Source organism: Acinetobacter sp. FDAARGOS_558, from assembly GCF_003937785.1.
GTDB lineage: Bacteria > Pseudomonadota > Gammaproteobacteria > Pseudomonadales > Moraxellaceae > Acinetobacter > Acinetobacter baumannii.
Map to the genome: position 1 here is coordinate 1030660 of NZ_RKJH01000001.1, position 19536 is coordinate 1050195.

The following is a 19536-nucleotide window of genomic DNA, read 5'->3' on the forward strand; positions in this document are numbered from 1 at the left end:
AGAGGAAGTATTATGAATCTTCCAATGACAATGTCATTACAAACCGTATCTTTTGAAGAGTTTATTACCACTATTGCGGCTGCATTAGGCTGCGGCTTATTGGTAGGTCTGGAGCGCGAACGAAGTAAGTTAAAACACGAATATAAAACTTTCGCGGGTTTTCGCTCTTTTGCAATTAGTTCCTTACTCGGAGCAGTTTGTTTTTTATTTGGTACCGCAATCGGGATTGTAGGCGCTCTACTTATAGGCGCGATCAGTATTGTATCTCTTAAAAATCAGCCAAATGACCCCGGTGTCACCACAGAACTTGCCTTTATTATGACTTACTTTATTGGGGCACTTTGTATCTGGAATATTTCGTTAGCTGCGGGACTCGCCGTCATCATGACGATTATTTTATTAGCAAAACAATCAATGCACGGCATTGCCAGTCAATGGATTACCGAATCGGAATTGCGCGACGGGATTTTTTTACTTGCTCTACTTCTAATTGCTTTACCCTTAGTTCCCAATAAACCTTTTTGGGGACCCGTTCTAAACCCTCATGTGATTTTAAAGTTACTGACGTTGATTTTATTTGTACAAGCCCTCGCACATATTGCAAAGCGGCTTTTATCCTCTAAAAATGCCTTATTACTTTCTTCTTTAGCCTCGGGTTTTGTTTCAAGTACTGCCACCATCGCGAGTCTAGGCTTAGAAGTACGCTCTGGTCGCGCGAATGCAAAAACAAATGCAGGTGCAGCATTAATGTCATGCGTTTCCACATTGGTACAAACCTTAATTATTGTCGTCGGTATAAGTTTGGCATGGTTCAAACTCATTATATTTCCAACACTCATTGCATTGGCTTTTTTAGCGGTATGGGCTTTCATCTTATTACGTAAGGCAGAACTAAGTACGACTTCATCTGAACTCGATACCAGAATGTTCAGCTTAAAAGAAGCGATTATTATTGCTGGGACACTTACGCTCATTCAGGCAGGGGTTTATGGCCTAAGTCTATATTTAGGCAATGCAGGCTTAATCGCGGGGACACTACTTGCTTCTTTATTCGAAATACATGCCGCTATTGCAGCAGTGATTGTACAAGGTGAACCAAATAACTCTCAGACTTCGTTATTAATCGCGTTCATGGGTGGCTTTGCTGTTCATGCAATTGCCAAGAGCATTAACTCTGCCATTTCTGGTGGACTGCATTATGCCCTTGCTTTCATACCTGCCCAAATTTTGCATATGACAATATTTATTAGCTTGCTATGGATGAACATACATTGGTTCTAAATAGCTTTATTACACGAGAGATGTGTCTTTCACCATATCAACAACTGTAATGACATTGCCATTAACTTTAAAATGAATATCAAAATTCGAAAATTTCATTTTATAGACTCGTTCAGGGTCTTCTTGATAGGCAGGTCTAGGATCTAATGACAATACTTTTTCTAATTCATCAAGATATTGTGCATTAATTTCTTTATTTTTAAAAAGAGACTGCTGGGTAGACAATGCATTTTCAGACCACAAGACCGATTTTCGTTCTGGTTCGGCCTGCGCATAACCACTTTGAGCATCAACAATTGCATCTGAATAGTGAATATAAGGCTTAATATCTAAAATTGGCGTGCCATTTAATAAATCACTGCCAGTAACATAAACTCTTAATGATTTACCGACTTTTTCAACCTTGTTTAAACGTACTACAGATAAGCCTATAGGCGCTGGACGATACATACTACGTGTCGCAAACACACCAATTTTTTCATTGCCCCCTAGACGTGGTGGGCGAACTTGAGGCCGGAATTTAGTCGCAGTCTCCTGATTTTTATTGTCATGAAACTGCCAGATGAGCCAAAGATGACTAAATTGTTCGATTCCCTCAAAAGCTAATAAGTCATTATAAGGTTCTACCATTTCGATATAAGACTCGATATTGACCAAATTAGGCTGACGTGGAATACCAAATTTTTCTCGAAAAGGTGAGCACATGTGCCCGACTATTGGGAGGGTGACAGAATTCATCATCACTTTTTCTTATAAACACAATTAAATATATTCAGTTTATCGGGAATGAAATTAGATTAGAATAGCAACCTGTTTTCTTTTAATCGTGATCGAGACCTTTAATGGCTGCTTTTAACGTTGAACGCATTACTCATGTGCACCACTGGAATGACACCCTTTTCAGTTTTAAAACTACACGCGACGCTAGCTTACGTTTTAAAAATGGTCAGTTCGTGATGATCGGACTTGAAGTGAATGGCAAACCGTTAATGCGTGCATATTCGATTGCAAGTGCGAACTACGAAGAAGAGTTAGAATTCTTCTCGATTAAAGTACAAGACGGTCCTTTAACTTCGATTTTGCAAAAAGTACAAGTTGGCGACGAAATTTTAGTTTCTAAAAAACCAACAGGTACATTGGTTCATGATGACCTTTTACCTGGTAAAAACTTGTATCTATTATCTTCTGGTACTGGTCTTGCTCCATTCTTGTCAATTATTCGTGACCCAGAAACTTACGAACGCTTTGAAAAAGTAATCGTAGTTCACGGTACGCGTTATATTTCTGAATTAGCTTATCAAGACCTAATCTTGAACGAATTACCAAACAATGAGTTCTTTGAAGAATTAGGTATTAAAGACAAACTTGTTTACTACCCTACCGTTACTCGTGAACCTTTCCATACTCAAGGCCGTGTAACAACCGCAATTGAAACTGGTGCTTTATTTGAAAAAATTGGTTTACCACGTTTCAACCGTGAAACTGACCGCGCAATGCTTTGTGGTAGCCCTGCATTCTTGAAAGATGTTGCTGCGTTACTTGACCAACACGGTTTAGTTGAATCACCTCGTATGGGTGAAATGGGCGACTATGTCATTGAACGTGCGTTCGTAGAAAAATAAGATTTTTACTAATTAAAAAACCGAGGCAAAGTCCTCGGTTTTTTATTTCTGTTTTTACAACTTAATCGTACCGTCGATACAAGTAACAGCAGCTCCACCCACTAAAATTTTATCTTGATGTAATTCAAGTTGAAGCTGTCCTTCACGCCCTAAAGCTTGCCCCTGAGAAGAAAGCACCACATCATTTTGTGCAGGCAAAATACTATGGTAACGAATGAAAGATGCCACGCTACCATTACCGCTACCACAAACAGGATCTTCGTTAACTCCATATGCTGGAGCAAATGAACGAACTTCTATGCGCTTTTGCTCATTACTTTCTTCATAAAATCCATAAATTGTAGAGCCTGTTACTTTCATATCTAAACTAAATTGCTTTAAAGCGTTTAGATCAGGCTGACTTGCCAAAACAGCCTCAGCATTAACAGCTTGCAATACAACCCAGCGGGCTCCGACATCTACCAATGCGGCATTCCATTGAGTATTAATTTTACATTTTAAAATCTCGGCCAATCTCTCGGTTTGCAGTGTATCGAGTGGTGTAATTTTAGGTTTAGGTAACTCAAAGGAAATATGATTTGAGTCATTCACGGTCAGCATCACCAAACCAGCAGCGCACTGCTGGACCAGCCGACCTTCTTTCGCTTTAATTAGACCTGCCTCAAGCAAAGCATAGGCTGTACCAATGGTAGGGTGTCCTGCAAACGGCAACTCACTTTGTGGAGTAAAGATTCGAACCTGATAGTCAGCTTGTGAATCAGTGGCTGGCAATACAAATGTGGTTTCAGAAAGATTGGTCCAGTTCGCAATAGCTTGCATCTGCTCAGACGTTAAGGTACTGGCGTCCATAATGACCGCAACGGGGTTTCCTTTAAATGCTTGTGAAGTAAAAACATCAACTTGTTTAAATGCAACAACAGACATAGACCACTCCTACTGATTTTGTAATTTAAAATATGGCTTTAAATCCTCACCATTTTTTGATCTTACTGTTTTATTTTTAATGGTCACAGTATCAGTTAATATGAAAAATAACAGACACAGTTCTTAAAACTAAATCCTCCATTAAAAGCATTAATCTAAATTAATCACAATATTTGAGTTAAATATGAGATCACTATAAAGTGTATCCATTGCTTTTGCTTTTTAATAAATTGATATGTACAAATATAAAAAAGTGAGTGATGACCTTACTCTTCAAATTCAGAATGGCAGGCAACCTGTGGGTTCTCGGTTGCCATCAATTCGAGACTGTGCCCAACATTATCAAGTTAGTATTAACACCGTAAAGGAAGCTTATCGGAAGCTTGAAGACCAAGGTTTAATTTCTGTTCGCCCACAGTCTGGCTACTATGTTTGTCATGCACCTTCAAACTTGCCAGATCTTGAGGAGCGTTATATCAGTGAAGAAAAAGTGCCCCTTTCAGGAATTAGCTGTTTTCTCGCGCAAATTGTTAAAAAGCAGATGGACCCCGACTATATCAATTTGGCCCTAGCTTGCCCATCTGGTGAAAACTTCTACCCGATTGAACGCTTAAAACGTTTAACTGCTCAGGTTTTACGAACACAGCCGGATATTTTTAAAAGCTATACTTTACCGCCCGGCTCTATACGTTTACGTACTCAAATTGCTAGACGTAGTTTACAGCTTGGTATGTTTCTATCCGCAGATGACATTGTGCTGACTCATGGCACTATGGAGGCTTTAAGTCTCGCGATTATGGCAACCACCCAAGCAGGTGACAGCATAGCGCTTGAGATTCCTACTTTTCATAACTTATATCCACTTCTTCAGAATTTAGGACGAAAAATTGTAGAAGTGCCGACTTCGCCGCATACAGGGATGTGTCTAGACGCACTTGAAGAACTATTAAAATCTCAAAGTGTACAAGCCATATTAACTATTCCAACAGGACATAATCCTCTTGGTTTTAGCATGCCTGAAAACAACCGACGTCGTTTAGCAGAGCTCGCTAATCAGTTCCAAATTCCTGTTATTGAAGATGCGATGTATGCCGAATTACAACTCACCGAGCCTCTACTACCCAACATTAAGGCATTTGACCAAAATGGATGGGTTTTGGTCTGTGGCAGCTACACGAAAACTGTGGCACCCGACTATCGAATTGGTTGGCTAGAAGCTGGACGCTTCCGTAATATTGTGCAGCAGCTTAAATTTACAACCACTGTTGCTGAGCCAGCTTTACTCACAGAAACGTTAGGACTTTTTTTAGAAAATGGCGGATATGATCTGCATTTACGTCAGCTCAAAAAACGCTATCAACAACAAATTGACACCATCAAATCTTATATTTGTCGTTATTTTCCAGTCGGTACTCGAGTCAGTCGTCCACAAGCGGGATTTATTTTATGGTTAGAGCTACCCGAATCAATTGATACCCTAGAACTGTTTCATCAGGCCATGGATGAAAAAATCTTATGTATGCCGGGAATTTTGTGCTCGGCTGATAAACGTTTTAGTCATTGTTTACGTATTGCAGCTTGTTTTGAGTTAAATCCTAAAATGTTAAATGCTTTGATGCGTTTAGGAGAGTTAGCAAAAAATATGCTACCTGTACAAAAAGATATAGATCAAATCCCTACTAATTCAGTAGGTTGAATCGAAAATATAGAGTTAATAAAATAAAACCATATATTTTTTATGCCTTTTATTTTATGAAAACCGAACTTCTCTCTCCCGCAGGTTCACTTAAAAACATGCGCTATGCATTTGCCTATGGTGCAGATGCCGTATATGCAGGACAACCACGTTATAGCTTACGTGTACGAAATAATGCTTTTGACCATGACAATTTAAAAATCGGAATTGATGAAGCCCACGCTTTAGGTAAAAAGTTTTATGTTGTGGTGAATATCCAGCCACATAACAGCAAATTAAAAAACTTTATTCGTGATCTTGAGCCGATTGTGGCTATGCAGCCAGATGCTTTGATTATGTCTGATCCCGGCTTAATTATGATGGTACGTGAGCATTTTCCAGAAATGCAAATTCATCTATCGGTTCAAGCCAACGCTATTAACTGGGCCACTGTTAAATTTTGGAAAGACTACGGCCTAAGCCGTGTAATTTTATCTCGTGAATTATCTTTAGAAGAAATAGAAGAAATCCAGCAACACGTACCAGATATTGAACTCGAAGTTTTTGTACATGGCGCTCTATGCATGGCCTACTCAGGCCGCTGTTTACTTTCTGGATATATGAACAAGCGTGATGCCAACCAAGGTGCTTGTACCAATGCTTGCCGTTGGGACTATAAACTGCATGAAGCTCAAGAAGATTTAAACGGCGATGTAATTCCAGTCACTCAACTAAATACACCAGAAAAGTCTTGCTGCTCATCAGGACAATCAGAAACAACCTCGGTTCAAACTTTACTCGTACAACGTAATGATGAAGAAATGTTTGCTGCCGAAGAAGATGAACACGGCACCTATTTTATGAACTCCAAAGATTTACGTGCGGTACAACATGTAGATCGTTTAACAAAAATGGGCATCGCCTCACTCAAAATTGAAGGCCGTACTAAATCCTATTTTTACTGTGCCCGTACTGCTCAAATTTATCGAAAAGCCATTGATGATACTTTAGCAGGTAAACCTTTTGACCCAAGCTTAATGACCCAACTCGAAGGGTTGGCAAATCGCGGTTATACCGAAGGCTTTTTAAGACGGCATGTACATAGCGAATATCAAAACTATGCTGATGGATCATCACATTTCGACTACCAACAATTTTGTGGAGAGGTTGTAGAACGTCGCGATAATTATATTCGGATTGAAGTTAAAAACCGTTTTGTGGTGGGTGACTCACTTGAGCTGATGACGCCTCAAGGCAATATCACCTTTAACTTAACCGAAATGCGCGATTTAAAAGGCAACCCAATTACAGATGCTAAAGGTTCGGGACATTTTGTTGAGATTCCACTTTCACAAGATGTTGATATCAGTTATGCCCTACTCATACGTAATTTGCCGCATGCAAAAGAAAGTATTACTGCATCTACATTGGCTTATTCAGCGAGTTAAATATGGCACTTTTAATTACGAGTGACTGCATCAATTGTGATATGTGCTTACCAGAATGCCCCAATACGGCTATTTTTGAAGGCAACAAAGTTTATGAAATCGATCCACTTCGTTGTACAGAATGTGTAGGTTTTTATGATGCACCAACATGTAAGGCGGTTTGTCCAATCGATTGCATTAAACAAGACCCTGCGCATATTGAAAACAAAGAACAATTATTAGAGAAATTTAAAGGCCTGAATTTAATTGGCTCATTCTCTTTTTAAAACCATTTAGAGGATCAAGTTAAAATCGCTGATCCTCTTTTTATGACTATGCTGACCAGCTATTAAATAAACGAAGAAATGGTTTAGAGCATATTGCTAGTGATAAAATCAATTTATCAGTTTAGTTCCATTTACTGGTACTTTTGTACCAAAAAAATTGAACAATCGTTAAAACTGGTCAAACTATACCAACATCTCATGTAGATTGATTAAAACCCTTTCTGGCGCAGCTTCCCATGTCTTATCTTTATTTAGCAATTGCGATTGCTTGTGAAGTTATTGCAACTTCAGCATTAAAAGCATCTCAAGGTTTTACTGTTCCAATTCCGTCTATTATTACGGTTGTGGGTTATGCAGTTGCTTTTTATTTATTATCTCTTACGCTCAAAACAATTCCGATCGGGATTGCCTATGCCATTTGGTCAGGCGCAGGTATTATTTTAATTTCTGCAATTGGCTGGATATTTTACAAACAGCATTTAGACTTGGCTGCCTGCATTGGTTTAGCTTTAATGATTGCAGGCATTGTGATTATTAATGTGTTTTCTAAAAACACCCATCTATAAAATATAATAAAAAGCAACCGAGTATGCTGAGAAGCCTTTTAAAAAATTTCATCATACTCGGTATCAGCAGCTTATTTTAAACTGCCCGTCAAAAATTGCTTTAAACGTTCACTTTTCGGGTTATTGAATACTTCATCAGGATGGCCCTGTTCCTCAATTTTCCCTTGATGCAAAAAAATCACCTGATTAGATACATGACGCGCGAAACCCATTTCATGTGTCACCACAATCATGGTACGTCCTTCTTCAGCCAAGCCCTGCATTACTTTTAGTACTTCACCTACCAACTCTGGGTCAAGCGCACTGGTTGGTTCATCAAACAACATCACTTCCGGTTCCATAGCCAAAGCACGAGCAATCGCTACACGTTGTTGCTGACCACCAGATAAAAATGCCGGATATTTACTTTCAACACTTTCAGGTAATCCCACTTTACGTAGATATTTGCGCGCACGTTCTTCCGCTTCAGAACGCTTTACTCCAAGTACATGGATTGGCCCTTCAATGACATTTTCCAGTACTGTCATGTGAGACCATAAATTAAAGTGCTGAAATACCATCATCAGCTGGGTACGCATTTTTTGTAGTTGCTTTGGTTCAACCACTTTTAAATTGCCTTTTTTATCAAAGACCGTGCGTAATTTTTCACCATTGAGCTTAATCGTGCCATTGCTCGGTTGTTCTAAAAAGTTGATACAACGCAGCAAGGTACTTTTACCTGAACCAGATGAACCAATAATACTAATTACATCACCGGCATTTGCATCAAGTGATATCCCTTTAAGTACCTCATGATCGCCGAATGTTTTATGTAAATCGCGAATCACTAGTTTTGCAACCTGTTCCATTTATGTCTCCTAATGATTCGATGGCTTTAAAAATGCCAACCAACGTTTTTCCAACTTACGAAATATCCAAATCAAAATAAAAGCCAACACCGCATACAACACCGCAGCAATTCCAAAAGCACTGAAAGTGTCATAGGTTGCCGCATTTACATCACGCGCAATTTTTAAAATGTCGGGAACTGTTGCTGTAAATGCAATGGTTGTGGCATGCAACATTAAAATGACTTCATTGCCGTAAAACGGCAATGCACGGCGTAACATCGACGGAATGATAATACGTGTGTAGAGTTTCCATTTTGACATACCAAAAGCTTGGGCAGCTTCAATCTCACCATGTGGAATAGAACGAATCGCTCCAGCGAAGATTTCAGTGGTATATGCACCAGTATTGAGCGCGAATGCTAAAATGGTGCAATTTATGCCCTCTCGAAAGAATGCATCGAGTGTCTGATGCTCGTGGACATAATCAAAGCTATAAATACCCGAGTAAATAATCAGTAGTTGGATGTACAGTGGTGTGCCACGAAAAACATAAGTAAACAACCAAACTGGACCACGCAACCAGATATTTTCTGATACTCGTGCAAGTGATAAAGGCACAGCAAGCACAAATCCAATACCAATAGAAAGCACCAATAACCAAGCAGTCATCGCGACACCGGTCATTTGTAGGCCATCGGTCCAAAGGTATGCCTGCCAATATTGTTGAAGGATTTCAATCATAATTGTCCCTTCCTCACACCAGCAGAATAATGACGTTCAAGCCATATTAAGATCAGGTTCGACACTGTGGTAATTGCCAAATAAATGGCAGCAGCGACGATGCTAAAAAAGAACAGTTGCATGGTACTTCTACCCGCATCTTGCGTAATTTTTACAATATCAGTCAGGCCAATAATGGAAACCAGTGCGGTCGCCTTAATCAAAACTTGCCAGTTGTTACCAATACCGGGCAATGCAAAACGCATCATTTGAGGGAATAATACACGGTGAAAAACCTGCCACGGCGTCATCCCATAGGCCATTGCTGCTTCAATTTGTCCCCTTGGAACCGATTGAAATGCACCACGAAAGGTCTCGGTAAAATATGCACCATAAATGAACGCTAAGGTAATCACACCAGCCACAAATGGGTTGATATCAATTTGATCCATTTGCAGTGCTTCAGTAATTTGGTTTAGACCCAACTGCAAGCTATAAAATAACAGCAGCATAATCACTAAGTCAGGCACACTACGGATGAGCGTGGTATAGGCGGTTGCAATATAACGTAAGGCTTTAATATTAGAGAGTTTTGAACTCGCACCAATTAAGCCAATAATGACAGAAAGCAAGAGTGATAACAGCGCAAGCTGTATGGTCATCCATGTTCCGCTAAGAAGGAGTGGCCCGTAGCCAGAAAAAGACATGACTCATCTTCTCCTTAAAAACAATATCTAATATTGATGAGATGAGAATAGATTTAAAAATGTCGGCACTTAGCCGACATTTTTCACATCATTAGTAAATGCTAAAAGAGAAGTATTTTTTCTCGAGTTTCTTGTATGTACCATCCGCAATGATTGCAGCGAGTGCCTTGTCAATATTCGCTTTCAAGTCTGCATCTTCTTTACGTAAACCGATAGCCGCACCTACACCCAATGTTTTGACATCAACTACATTGCCGCCGGCAAAAGAGAAGTTTTTACCCTTCGGTTGTTTTAAGAAAGCGCCATCAACCATGATTGCATCTTGTAAAGTTGCATCCAAACGACCAGACATCATGTCTTGGTAAATCAAATCTTGAGTTGGATAAGGGACAACACTTACACCTTTTGGAGCCCAATAGGTTTTAGCGTAAGTTTCTTGAATTGTGCCCTGCTGTACACCGACACGCTTACCTTTTAATGAAGTAGGTGTTGGTAATAACGGTGAACCTTTTTTTGCAACCATACGCGTTGGTGTGTTGTAGATTTTGCTACTAAATAAAATTTGTTTTGCACGTTCATCAGTAACAGTCATTGATGAAAGAATGCCATCAAATTTTTTCGCTTTAAGTGCGGGAATCATCCCGTCAAAAGAGTTTTCAACCCAAACACATTTGGCTTTAAGTTTTGCACAAATAGCATTACCCAAATCAACATCAAAACCAGTTAACTTGCCATCCGGTGTTTTATATTCAAACGGTGCATAAGACGACTCAGTACCAAAACGAATCACCTTCCAATCCTTTGCTTGGACATTCGTCGCAACAGCAGCCAGAACTAAGGTTGTTGAAACGAATATTTTTTTCATAAAGCTTGCCATCTTGAAGCTTCTCCTTAAAACACAAATAAGGTGATAAAAACTTGAGTATTTCGAACTTACTCATCTGCTGAAATAACAGCAATTTCTATACCATAAGTTAAGGATTTATGAAGATGTCTAAGCAATGATCTGTATTAACGGATTAAATGTTGAAAAATCAATCAAATTTTAAGATTAAGTTTTGAGCGTATAAGCTTCCGCAATATTATGCTGCTCGACCAAAGTACGAATTGTATATTCATGACCAGTTTCTTTATCACAGGCAAATTCACATTTCTGGTCGAAAGGTAAAGCTGTACCGCCAAGTAATGGACAGCCTGCAAAAAGTTCAGCGACCCAATCTACAAACACTTTTACTTTAAGCGATAAATGACGATTTTGAAGATAAACTGCTGAAATCGGCATCGGTGCTGGCGTCCACTGAGGCAATACCTCTTTTAACAAACCTGATTCTAAATGGTTAGTGAGCATATAACGTGGGCCTTGAATTATGCCAAAACCTTGCAAAGCCAAGTCGATATAAGCATCACCGTCATTTACCGAAACACGTCCACGTACTGACACACTTTTAATTAAATCATCAACCACAAAGTCCCAATCGAAGTTGCGTCCGGTACGGCTTGAAAAGAAGTGAATCGCTTTATGATTTTTTGCAAATCTTCAATTGAGGTAGGTTCGCCATATTTTTCTAAATAAATCGGTGAAGCAGCTGTTGCACACTGGAAAGTTCCGATACGACGCGCAATTAAGCTTGAATCTTTTAATTCACCCACCCGAATTGCACAATCAACCGCTTCTCCAACCAAGTCTACAGGTCGGTCGTTCAGACCAATTACTAAATCAATATCAGGATAGCGTGCATGAAAATCGCGGAGCCTTGGAATTAAAATTAGACGGCCAATGGACACAGGCACATCAATACGAAGCTGACCTCTTGGCCCCCGCTCTGCATCATGAAAAGAAGATTCAATATCGGCAACATCCGCTAAAATACGGGCTGTCCGATCATAATATACGGCGCCATCCGGTGTGAGGCTAATTTTTCGTGTTGTCCGATTAAGCAATCGAACTTGCAAATGCTTCTCTAAAGCCTGAATGGTTGTAGTCACAGAAGCACGCGGTAAACCCAAACTATCAGCTGCTAAACTGAAACTATTTGTTTCAACAACTTTGTTGAATACTCTCAAGGCATGAAATAAATCCACACGCCCACTCCTATTAATGCATTTTCTAGTGCAAACACATCAATTGTTATAAAAATACGAATAGTGTTATCAAATTTAATATATTTATTCGTGATTGACAAACTTTTATGCTCCGTCCATTCCATAAACCCTGTTTCTCCCATACGGACCATAACTAAAAGTCTGAAAACAGGTATCCAAATAACTAGGAGCACCTCATGTCATTTTCCCGCAAACAGTTTGCACTGTCTGCCATCTTTGTCGCTATTTTAGCAACCGGTGGCAGTTTTATGTTGTTACATGAAAATGCCGATGCAAAAGCTGCACCAACCACTGCCCAACAAGCTGCTACTGTTGATGTAGCCCCAGTAGTAAGCAAAACCATTACCGATTGGCAAGAATATTCCGGTCGTTTAGAAGCAATTGATCAAGTTGATATTCGGCCTCAAGTTTCAGGAAAACTCATTGCCGTACATTTCAAAGATGGAAGCCTCGTTAAAAAAGGTGATTTACTTTTCACAATCGACCCTCGTCCTTTTGAAGCAGAACTGAACCGTGCAAAAGCCCAGCTTGCTTCAGCTGAAGCACAGGTAACATATACCGCAAGCAATCTTTCGCGTATTCAACGTCTCATTCAGAGTAATGCTGTTTCTCGCCAAGAACTGGATTTAGCCGAAAATGATGCACGTTCAGCGAATGCTAACCTACAAGCCGCTAGAGCTGCTGTCCAATTTGCACGTTTAAATCTAGAATACACCCGTATTACAGCACCTGTCAGCGGCCGGATTTCACGAGCTGAAGTGACCGTGGGTAATGTCGTCTCTGCAGGTAATGGCGCACAGGTTTTAACAAGTTTAGTGTCTGTATCACGCCTATACGCATCTTTCGATGTTGATGAACAAACTTACCTGAAATATATCAGTAATCAGCGTAATTCAGCACAAGTACCTGTCTATATGGGACTTGCCAATGAAACAGGCTTTACTCGCGAAGGTACAATCAACTCAATCGACAACAACCTGAATACAACCTCAGGTACGATCCGTGTTCGCGCAACTTTTGACAATCCAAACGGTGTTTTATTACCAGGCCTATATGCACGAATTCGTTTAGGTGGAGGCCAACCTCGCCCAGCGATTCTGATTAGTCCAACCGCGGTTGGTGTCGACCAAGATAAACGTTTTGTCGTAGTAGTGGATGCGAAAAATCAAACTGCTTACCGCGAAGTAAAACTCGGTGCCCAACAAGATGGCTTGCAAATCGTAAATAGTGGATTACAAGCGGGTGATCGTATTGTAGTGAATGGTTTACAACGGATTCGTCCGGGTGACCCTGTTACACCGCATCTCGTTCCTATGCCAAATTCACAAATCACTGCTAGCGCTACTCCTCCTCAACCTCAGCCAACAGATAAAACATCAACTCCGGCAAAAGGTTAATCACATATGAATATTTCTAAATTTTTTATTGATCGGCCGATCTTTGCTGGTGTGCTATCAGTCTTGATTTTACTCGCCGGTCTCCTTTCGGTATTTCAGTTACCGATTTCTGAATATCCCGAGGTTGTTCCACCATCTGTGGTGGTACGTGCCCAATATCCGGGTGCAAACCCAAAAGTGATTGCTGAAACGGTTGCTTCTCCGCTCGAAGAGTCAATCAACGGCGTCGAAGACATGCTGTATATGCAATCTCAAGCAAACAGCGACGGTAACCTAACCATTACGGTGAACTTTAAGCTCGGTATCGACCCAGACAAAGCCCAACAATTGGTTCAAAACCGTGTATCTCAGGCCATGCCTCGTTTACCGGAAGATGTACAGCGTTTAGGTGTAACCACACTAAAAAGCTCGCCTACTTTAACCATGGTGGTGCATCTAACCTCCCCAGATAATCGCTATGACATGACCTACTTACGTAACTATGCGGTGCTCAACGTAAAAGACCGTTTGGCACGTTTACAGGGTGTAGGTGAAGTCGGTTTATTTGGTTCTGGTGACTACGCAATGCGCGTATGGCTCGACCCGCAAAAAGTAGCGCAGCGTAACCTCACCGCGACCGAAATTGTGAATGCAATCCGTGAACAAAATATTCAGGTTGCAGCGGGTACAATCGGTGCCTCACCAAGTAATTCACCTTTACAGCTTTCAGTCAATGCTCAAGGCCGCTTAACGACTGAACAAGAATTTGCAGATATCATTTTAAAAACTGCCCCTGATGGCGCGGTTACCCGATTGGGTGATGTTGCACGTGTTGAACTCGCAGCTTCACAATATGGCTTACGTTCATTGCTTGATAATAAACAAGCTGTCGCAATTCCAATTTTCCAAGCTCCGGGTGCGAATGCTTTACAAGTTTCCGATCAAGTGCGTAGCACGATGAAGGAGCTTTCAAAAGATTTTCCATCTTCAATTAAATACGACATTGTTTATGACCCGACTCAATTCGTACGTGCCAGTATTAAAGCGGTCGTTCACACCTTACTTGAAGCAATTGCACTGGTTGTTGTGGTCGTTATTTTATTCTTACAAACATGGCGTGCCTCAATCATTCCATTGCTTGCCGTACCAGTTTCAATTATTGGTACATTCGCGCTCATGCTCGCTTTTGGTTACTCAATCAATGCGCTATCACTGTTCGGGATGGTGCTTGCCATCGGGATTGTGGTCGATGACGCGATTGTGGTCGTCGAAAATGTCGAGAGGAATATTGAAGCAGGCTTAAACCCAAGAGAAGCGACTTACCGTGCCATGCGAGAAGTCAGTGGACCGATTATTGCCATTGCTTTAACACTTGTTGCAGTATTCGTACCTCTTGCCTTTATGACAGGCTTAACAGGGCAATTCTATAAACAATTTGCCATGACCATTGCCATTTCAACGGTTATTTCGGCATTTAACTCGCTTACCCTATCTCCTGCTTTGGCAGCGCTGTTACTGAAAGGACATGATGCTAAACCGGATGCCTTAACACGTATTATGAACCGTGTATTTGGGCGTTTCTTTGCATTGTTTAACCGCGTATTTACACGTGCGTCAGACAACTATGGTAAAGGCGTAAGTCGTGTTATCTCCCATAAAGCATCAGCAATGGGTGTCTATGCAGCACTGTTAGGCTTAACCGTTGGGATTTCTTATATTGTTCCGGGTGGCTTCGTTCCTGCTCAAGACAAACAATATTTGATTAGCTTTGCTCAATTACCAAACGGCGCTTCATTAGATCGTACCGAAGCAGTCATCCGTAAAATGAGTGATACTGCACTTAAACAGCCTGGTGTAGAAAGTGCTGTTGCCTTCCCTGGCCTCTCAATTAATGGTTTCACCAACAGCTCTAGCGCTGGTATTGTCTTTGTGACCTTAAAGCCATTCGATGAACGTAAAGCTAAAGACTTATCTGCAAATGCAATTGCAGGTGCGCTCAACCAGAAATATTCAGCTATTCAAGATGCCTATATCGCGGTTTTCCCACCACCACCAGTGATGGGCTTAGGTACTATGGGCGGCTTTAAACTGCAACTTGAAGACCGAGGTGCCTTAGGCTATTCAGCCTTGAACGATGCTGCTCAAAATTTTATGAAAGCAGCACAATCAGCCCCTGAACTTGGTCCAATGTTCTCAAGTTATCAAATTAACGTGCCTCAACTGAATGTAGATCTGGACCGTGTAAAAGCTAAACAGCAAGGCGTTGCTGTGACAGATGTTTTCAACACTATGCAGATTTATTTAGGTTCTCAGTACGTTAACGACTTTAACCGCTTTGGACGTGTTTATCAGGTTCGTGCACAAGCCGATGCGCCTTTCCGTGCTAACCCTGAAGATATTTTGCAGCTTAAAACCCGTAATAGTGCCGGACAAATGGTGCCATTATCTTCATTGGTGAATGTAACTCAAACCTATGGTCCTGAAATGGTCGTTCGTTATAACGGTTACACATCAGCAGATATTAACGGCGGCCCTGCCCCAGGTTATTCATCTAGCCAAGCAGAAGCTGCGGTTGAACGTATTGCTGCACAAACTCTACCGCGTGGTATCAAGTTTGAATGGACAGATTTAACTTACCAAAAAATCTTGGCTGGTAATGCTGGACTTTGGGTATTCCCTATTAGCGTATTACTCGTGTTCTTAGTGTTAGCTGCTCAGTATGAAAGCTTAACCCTACCATTAGCAGTTATCTTAATTGTACCAATGGGAATCTTAGCGGCTCTGACAGGTGTCTGGTTGACAGCTGGAGATAACAACATCTTTACTCAAATCGGTCTAATGGTACTGGTCGGGCTAGCCTGTAAAAATGCTATTTTGATTGTCGAATTTGCAAGGGAACTTGAAATGCAAGGTGCGACTGCCTTTAAAGCAGCCGTTGAAGCAAGTCGTCTACGTTTACGCCCAATTTTAATGACCTCTATTGCATTTATTATGGGTGTAGTGCCACTGGTTACTTCAACTGGCGCAGGTTCTGAAATGCGACATGCGATGGGTGTTGCCGTATTCTTCGGTATGATCGGTGTAACATTCTTTGGTTTATTCCTCACCCCGGCCTTTTACGTTCTGATTCGTACCCTCAACAGCAAACATAAACTACATTCTGCGGCAGTTCATGAAGCGCCGTTAGCTAGCCCACACGATCATTAAGGAGGACATTTGGTGATTACATCAAAACAAAACTGGTTGTTGTCCTCACTCATGGGAAGCCTGCTCCTTGCAGGCTGCTCATTGGCCCCAGAATATCAACCTGCAAAAGTTATAGTGCCAGTCAAATTCAAAGAATCTGACCCCAAACTTGAAGATAATAACTGGAAGATTGCCCAACCTGCCGATCAACAAACTCGTGGTGAATGGTGGCGCATTTACAATGATACTCAACTGAATGAACTTGAACAGCAAGCTATCGCAGGCAACCAGAACCTAAAAGCGGTGGCAGCAAATATTCAGGCTTCACGTGCACTACGTTCGGCAGCTCAAGCTGAACGCTTACCAAGTATTGATGCCGGATTTGGGCCAACCCGCCAAAAGCCGTCTCCAGCTTCACTCGGTTTAGATGACAATGCACATACTTCGGCTCAAACCTTATGGCGAGCTCAAGCCAATGTTTCATATGAGCTCGATTTATTTGGTCGTGTAGCAAGTAGTGTCAACGCAGCAACAGCGGATCTACAGCAACAAGAGGCACTATATCAGTCGGCACTTTTAGCTCTACAAGCGGATGTAGCTCAAGGTTATTTTCTGATACGTCAACTTGATACCGAACAGACAATTTATAACCGTACAATCAAATTATTAGGTGAAACACGAGATTTAATGCAGCTTCGTTTTAAAAACGGACTGGTCAGTGAATTAGATGTTTCTCGTGCACAAACCGAACTTGCTACAGCACAAACCACTGCCCTAAATATTGCTCGTAACAGAGCCAGTGCAGAACATGCGCTTGCAGTCTTATTAGGAAAACCACCAGCAGACTTTAACTTGGCTGTTCAACCTTTAACTGCAAATAGTATCCGTCTCCCTGCCGGTTTGCCGTCAACTTTACTTGAAAGACGACCCGATATTGCGGCTGCAGAGCGTGCAATGGCAGCAGATAATGCACGTATTGGGATTGCTCGTGCAGCATTTTTCCCAAAACTCAGTCTTACAGGAGCTTTAGGTTATGAATCTTCAAGTTTAAGCGAGTTGGGTAAATGGTCGAGTCGGACTTTTTTACTAGGACCTGTCGCTGGTACTATTTTGTCGTTACCTTTATTTGATGGTGGACAACGTAAAGCAGGCGTTGCTCAAGCAAGAGCGGCTTATGAGGAAAGCGTCGCTAACTATAGACAAACTGTACTAAACGCATTTCGCGAAGTTGAAAATGGTTTATCTGATCAAAGAATTCTCGATCAGCAAATTCAGGCTCAAAACCAAGCACTCTCCTCTTCTCGTCATGCCAATCAACTTTCTCATTTACGTTATCGAGAAGGTGCTATTAGCTATCTTGATGTCATTGATTCTGACCGCACTATTTTGCAACAAGAACAATTAGCAGCTCAGCTGAAAGGCAGCCAAATCATTGCAAGCATCAATTTAATCCGTGCTTTAGGGGGCGGTTGGAGTAGTTAATAAAAAAAGCGCCTTACGGCGCTTTTTTTATATACACAAATTATTTTGCATATACAGGGAATTTTGCACAAACAGCTTCAACTTTTGCTTTTACATCAGCAATAACTTTTTCGTCACCTTTGCTGTCAATCACGTCAGCGATCCAACCAGCAAGTTCACGAACTTCAGCTTCACCAAAACCACGAGTTGTTACTGCCGGAGTACCGATACGGATACCAGAAGTCACAAATGGAGAACGTGGGTCATTTGGAACTGAGTTTTTGTTCACAGTAATGTGAGCAGCACCTAACCAAGCGTCTGCATCTTTACCAGTTACGTCTTGTTTGATTAAAGATAACAAGAATAAGTGGTTGTCTGTACCACCAGAAACAACATCATAACCACGTGCGATGAATACTTCAGCCATTGCTTGAGCATTTTTCACAACTTGTTGTTGGTAAGCTTTAAAGTCGTCAGACATTGCTTCTTTGAAGCAGATTGCTTTAGCAGCAATCGCATGCATTAATGGACCACCTTGGTTACCAGGGAATACAGCTGATTGAAGTTTTTTCTCGATTTCTTCATTCGCTTTCGCAAGGATTAAACCAGAACGTGGACCACGAAGTGTTTTGTGAGTCGTCGTTGTTGTTACGTCAGCAATTTGAACTGGGTTTGGATATACACCAGCAGCAACAAGACCTGCAACGTGAGCCATATCAACAAAAAGGTAAGCACCAACTTTGTCCGCGATGTCACGGAAACGTTGCCAATCTACAACACGGCTATAAGCAGAGAAACCAGCAACGATCATACGTGGCTTGTGTTCCAATGCTAAACGTTCAACTTCTTCGTAATCAATCTCACCAGTTTCAGCATTTAGACCATACTGAACAGCGTTATACGTTTTACCAGAGAAGCTAACTTTTGCACCGTGAGTCAAGTGACCACCGTGAGCCAAGCTCATACCTAAAACTGTATCGCCTGGGTTAAGAAGTGCTAAATAAACAGCAGAGTTAGCTTGTGAGCCAGCGTGTGGTTGAACGTTTGCGTAATCTGCACCAAAAAGTTCTTTAGCACGGTCAATCGCCATTTGCTCAATAACATCTACAAATTCGCAACCGCCATAATAGCGTTTGCCTGGATAACCTTCTGCATATTTGTTCGTAAGTTTTGATCCTTGCGCTTCCATTACCGCAGGAGAGCAATAGTTTTCAGATGCAATTAACTCGATATGTGCTTCTTGACGCTCATCTTCAGAAGCAATTGCTTGAGCTAATTCTGGATCAAATTCAGAAATGGAAATATTGGCAAACATTAGCGGGGGTCCTATAAATTAGGGCTTTTAAGCCGTGCTAAGATTGCGGCATATTG

Annotated in this window: 16 protein-coding genes and 1 pseudogene; 9 read left to right on the forward strand and 8 right to left on the reverse strand. The window is 41.2% G+C overall.

The window, feature by feature from the left end; genetic code table 11:
- Positions 1 to 12 precede the first annotated feature (12 nt).
- Positions 13 to 1281 carry an MgtC/SapB family protein gene (locus EGT34_RS05000; RefSeq protein WP_001052956.1) on the forward strand — a complete coding sequence of 423 codons (1269 nt, stop codon included), beginning with the start codon at positions 13 to 15 and terminating at the stop codon, positions 1279 to 1281.
- Positions 1282 to 1290: 9 nt separating this feature from the next.
- Here EGT34_RS05000 and tsaA read toward each other — a convergent pair whose 3' ends face one another.
- On the reverse strand, positions 1291 to 2019 hold the full coding sequence (gene tsaA, locus EGT34_RS05005; RefSeq protein WP_002022825.1) for a tRNA (N6-threonylcarbamoyladenosine(37)-N6)-methyltransferase TrmO: 729 nt from the start codon (positions 2017 to 2019) through the stop codon (positions 1291 to 1293).
- 104 nt (positions 2020 to 2123) lie between these two features.
- On the opposite strand from tsaA, the gene EGT34_RS05010 reads away from it, so the two are divergent.
- Complete coding sequence (locus EGT34_RS05010; RefSeq protein WP_000718711.1) at positions 2124 to 2903, forward strand: ferredoxin--NADP reductase; 780 nt, start codon at positions 2124 to 2126, stop codon at positions 2901 to 2903.
- A gap of 54 nt (positions 2904 to 2957) precedes the next feature.
- Here the strand turns inward: EGT34_RS05010 and EGT34_RS05015 are convergent, their stop codons facing one another.
- A complete protein-coding gene (locus EGT34_RS05015) occupies positions 2958 to 3827 on the reverse strand; it encodes a PhzF family phenazine biosynthesis protein (protein WP_000117598.1) in 870 nt (289 codons plus the stop codon).
- Between the two features lie 229 nt (positions 3828 to 4056).
- Between EGT34_RS05015 and EGT34_RS05020 the strand changes: the two genes are divergently transcribed.
- The 4 genes from EGT34_RS05020 (at position 4057) to abeS (ending at position 7782) form a co-directional block, all read left to right on the forward strand.
- A complete protein-coding gene (locus EGT34_RS05020) occupies positions 4057 to 5523 on the forward strand; it encodes a PLP-dependent aminotransferase family protein (RefSeq protein WP_086241997.1) in 1467 nt (488 codons plus the stop codon).
- 56 nt (positions 5524 to 5579) lie between these two features.
- Positions 5580 to 6950: a tRNA 5-hydroxyuridine modification protein YegQ gene (gene yegQ / locus EGT34_RS05025; protein ID WP_000845857.1), complete on the forward strand. Its 1371-nt coding sequence runs from the start codon at positions 5580 to 5582 to the stop codon at positions 6948 to 6950.
- A 2-nt stretch (positions 6951 to 6952) separates the two neighbouring features.
- Complete coding sequence (locus EGT34_RS05030; protein ID WP_001196300.1) at positions 6953 to 7216, forward strand: YfhL family 4Fe-4S dicluster ferredoxin; 264 nt, start codon at positions 6953 to 6955, stop codon at positions 7214 to 7216.
- A 236-nt stretch (positions 7217 to 7452) separates the two neighbouring features.
- A complete protein-coding gene (abeS, locus tag EGT34_RS05035; RefSeq protein ID WP_000121131.1) occupies positions 7453 to 7782 on the forward strand; it encodes a multidrug efflux SMR transporter AbeS in 330 nt (109 codons plus the stop codon).
- Positions 7783 to 7853: 71 nt separating this feature from the next.
- Here the strand turns inward: abeS and EGT34_RS05040 are convergent, their stop codons facing one another.
- The 5 genes and pseudogenes from EGT34_RS05040 to adeL all read right to left on the reverse strand — a co-directional run bounded on the left by EGT34_RS05040 (position 7854) and on the right by adeL (position 12121).
- Positions 7854 to 8630, reverse strand: a complete 777-nt coding sequence (locus EGT34_RS05040) for an ABC transporter ATP-binding protein (RefSeq protein WP_000438616.1) — start codon at positions 8628 to 8630, stop codon at positions 7854 to 7856.
- Positions 8631 to 8639: 9 nt separating this feature from the next.
- Positions 8640 to 9353: an ABC transporter permease gene (locus EGT34_RS05045; RefSeq protein ID WP_000569984.1), complete on the reverse strand. Its 714-nt coding sequence runs from the start codon at positions 9351 to 9353 to the stop codon at positions 8640 to 8642.
- Positions 9350 to 10039, reverse strand: coding sequence for an ABC transporter permease (locus tag EGT34_RS05050; protein ID WP_000010368.1), 690 nt, complete (start codon positions 10037 to 10039; stop codon positions 9350 to 9352). Before EGT34_RS05050 ends, EGT34_RS05045 begins: the two co-directional genes overlap by 4 nt.
- Positions 10040 to 10130: 91 nt before the next feature.
- Positions 10131 to 10916 (reverse strand): ABC transporter substrate-binding protein, encoded by a 786-nt coding sequence (locus tag EGT34_RS05055; protein WP_000135840.1) that lies wholly within the window; start codon positions 10914 to 10916, stop codon positions 10131 to 10133.
- Positions 10917 to 11090: 174 nt separating this feature from the next.
- Positions 11091 to 12121: pseudogene (gene adeL / locus EGT34_RS05060) on the reverse strand (multidrug efflux transcriptional repressor AdeL).
- 197 nt (positions 12122 to 12318) lie between these two features.
- On the opposite strand from adeL, the gene adeF reads away from it, so the two are divergent.
- The 3 genes from adeF to adeH are packed head-to-tail and all read left to right on the forward strand — an operon-like array spanning position 12319 to position 18186.
- Complete coding sequence (gene adeF / locus EGT34_RS05065; protein ID WP_000010648.1) at positions 12319 to 13539, forward strand: multidrug efflux RND transporter periplasmic adaptor subunit AdeF; 1221 nt, start codon at positions 12319 to 12321, stop codon at positions 13537 to 13539.
- A 6-nt stretch (positions 13540 to 13545) separates the two neighbouring features.
- Positions 13546 to 16725 carry a multidrug efflux RND transporter permease subunit AdeG gene (gene adeG / locus EGT34_RS05070; RefSeq protein ID WP_001027064.1) on the forward strand — a complete coding sequence of 1060 codons (3180 nt, stop codon included), beginning with the start codon at positions 13546 to 13548 and terminating at the stop codon, positions 16723 to 16725.
- A 12-nt stretch (positions 16726 to 16737) separates the two neighbouring features.
- Complete coding sequence (adeH, locus tag EGT34_RS05075) at positions 16738 to 18186, forward strand: multidrug efflux RND transporter outer membrane subunit AdeH (protein ID WP_000633136.1); 1449 nt, start codon at positions 16738 to 16740, stop codon at positions 18184 to 18186.
- 40 nt (positions 18187 to 18226) lie between these two features.
- On the opposite strand, the gene glyA is transcribed toward adeH, so the two are convergent.
- A complete protein-coding gene (gene glyA / locus EGT34_RS05080) occupies positions 18227 to 19480 on the reverse strand; it encodes a serine hydroxymethyltransferase (RefSeq protein ID WP_000457893.1) in 1254 nt (417 codons plus the stop codon).
- Between the last annotated feature and the right edge of the window lie 56 nt (positions 19481 to 19536).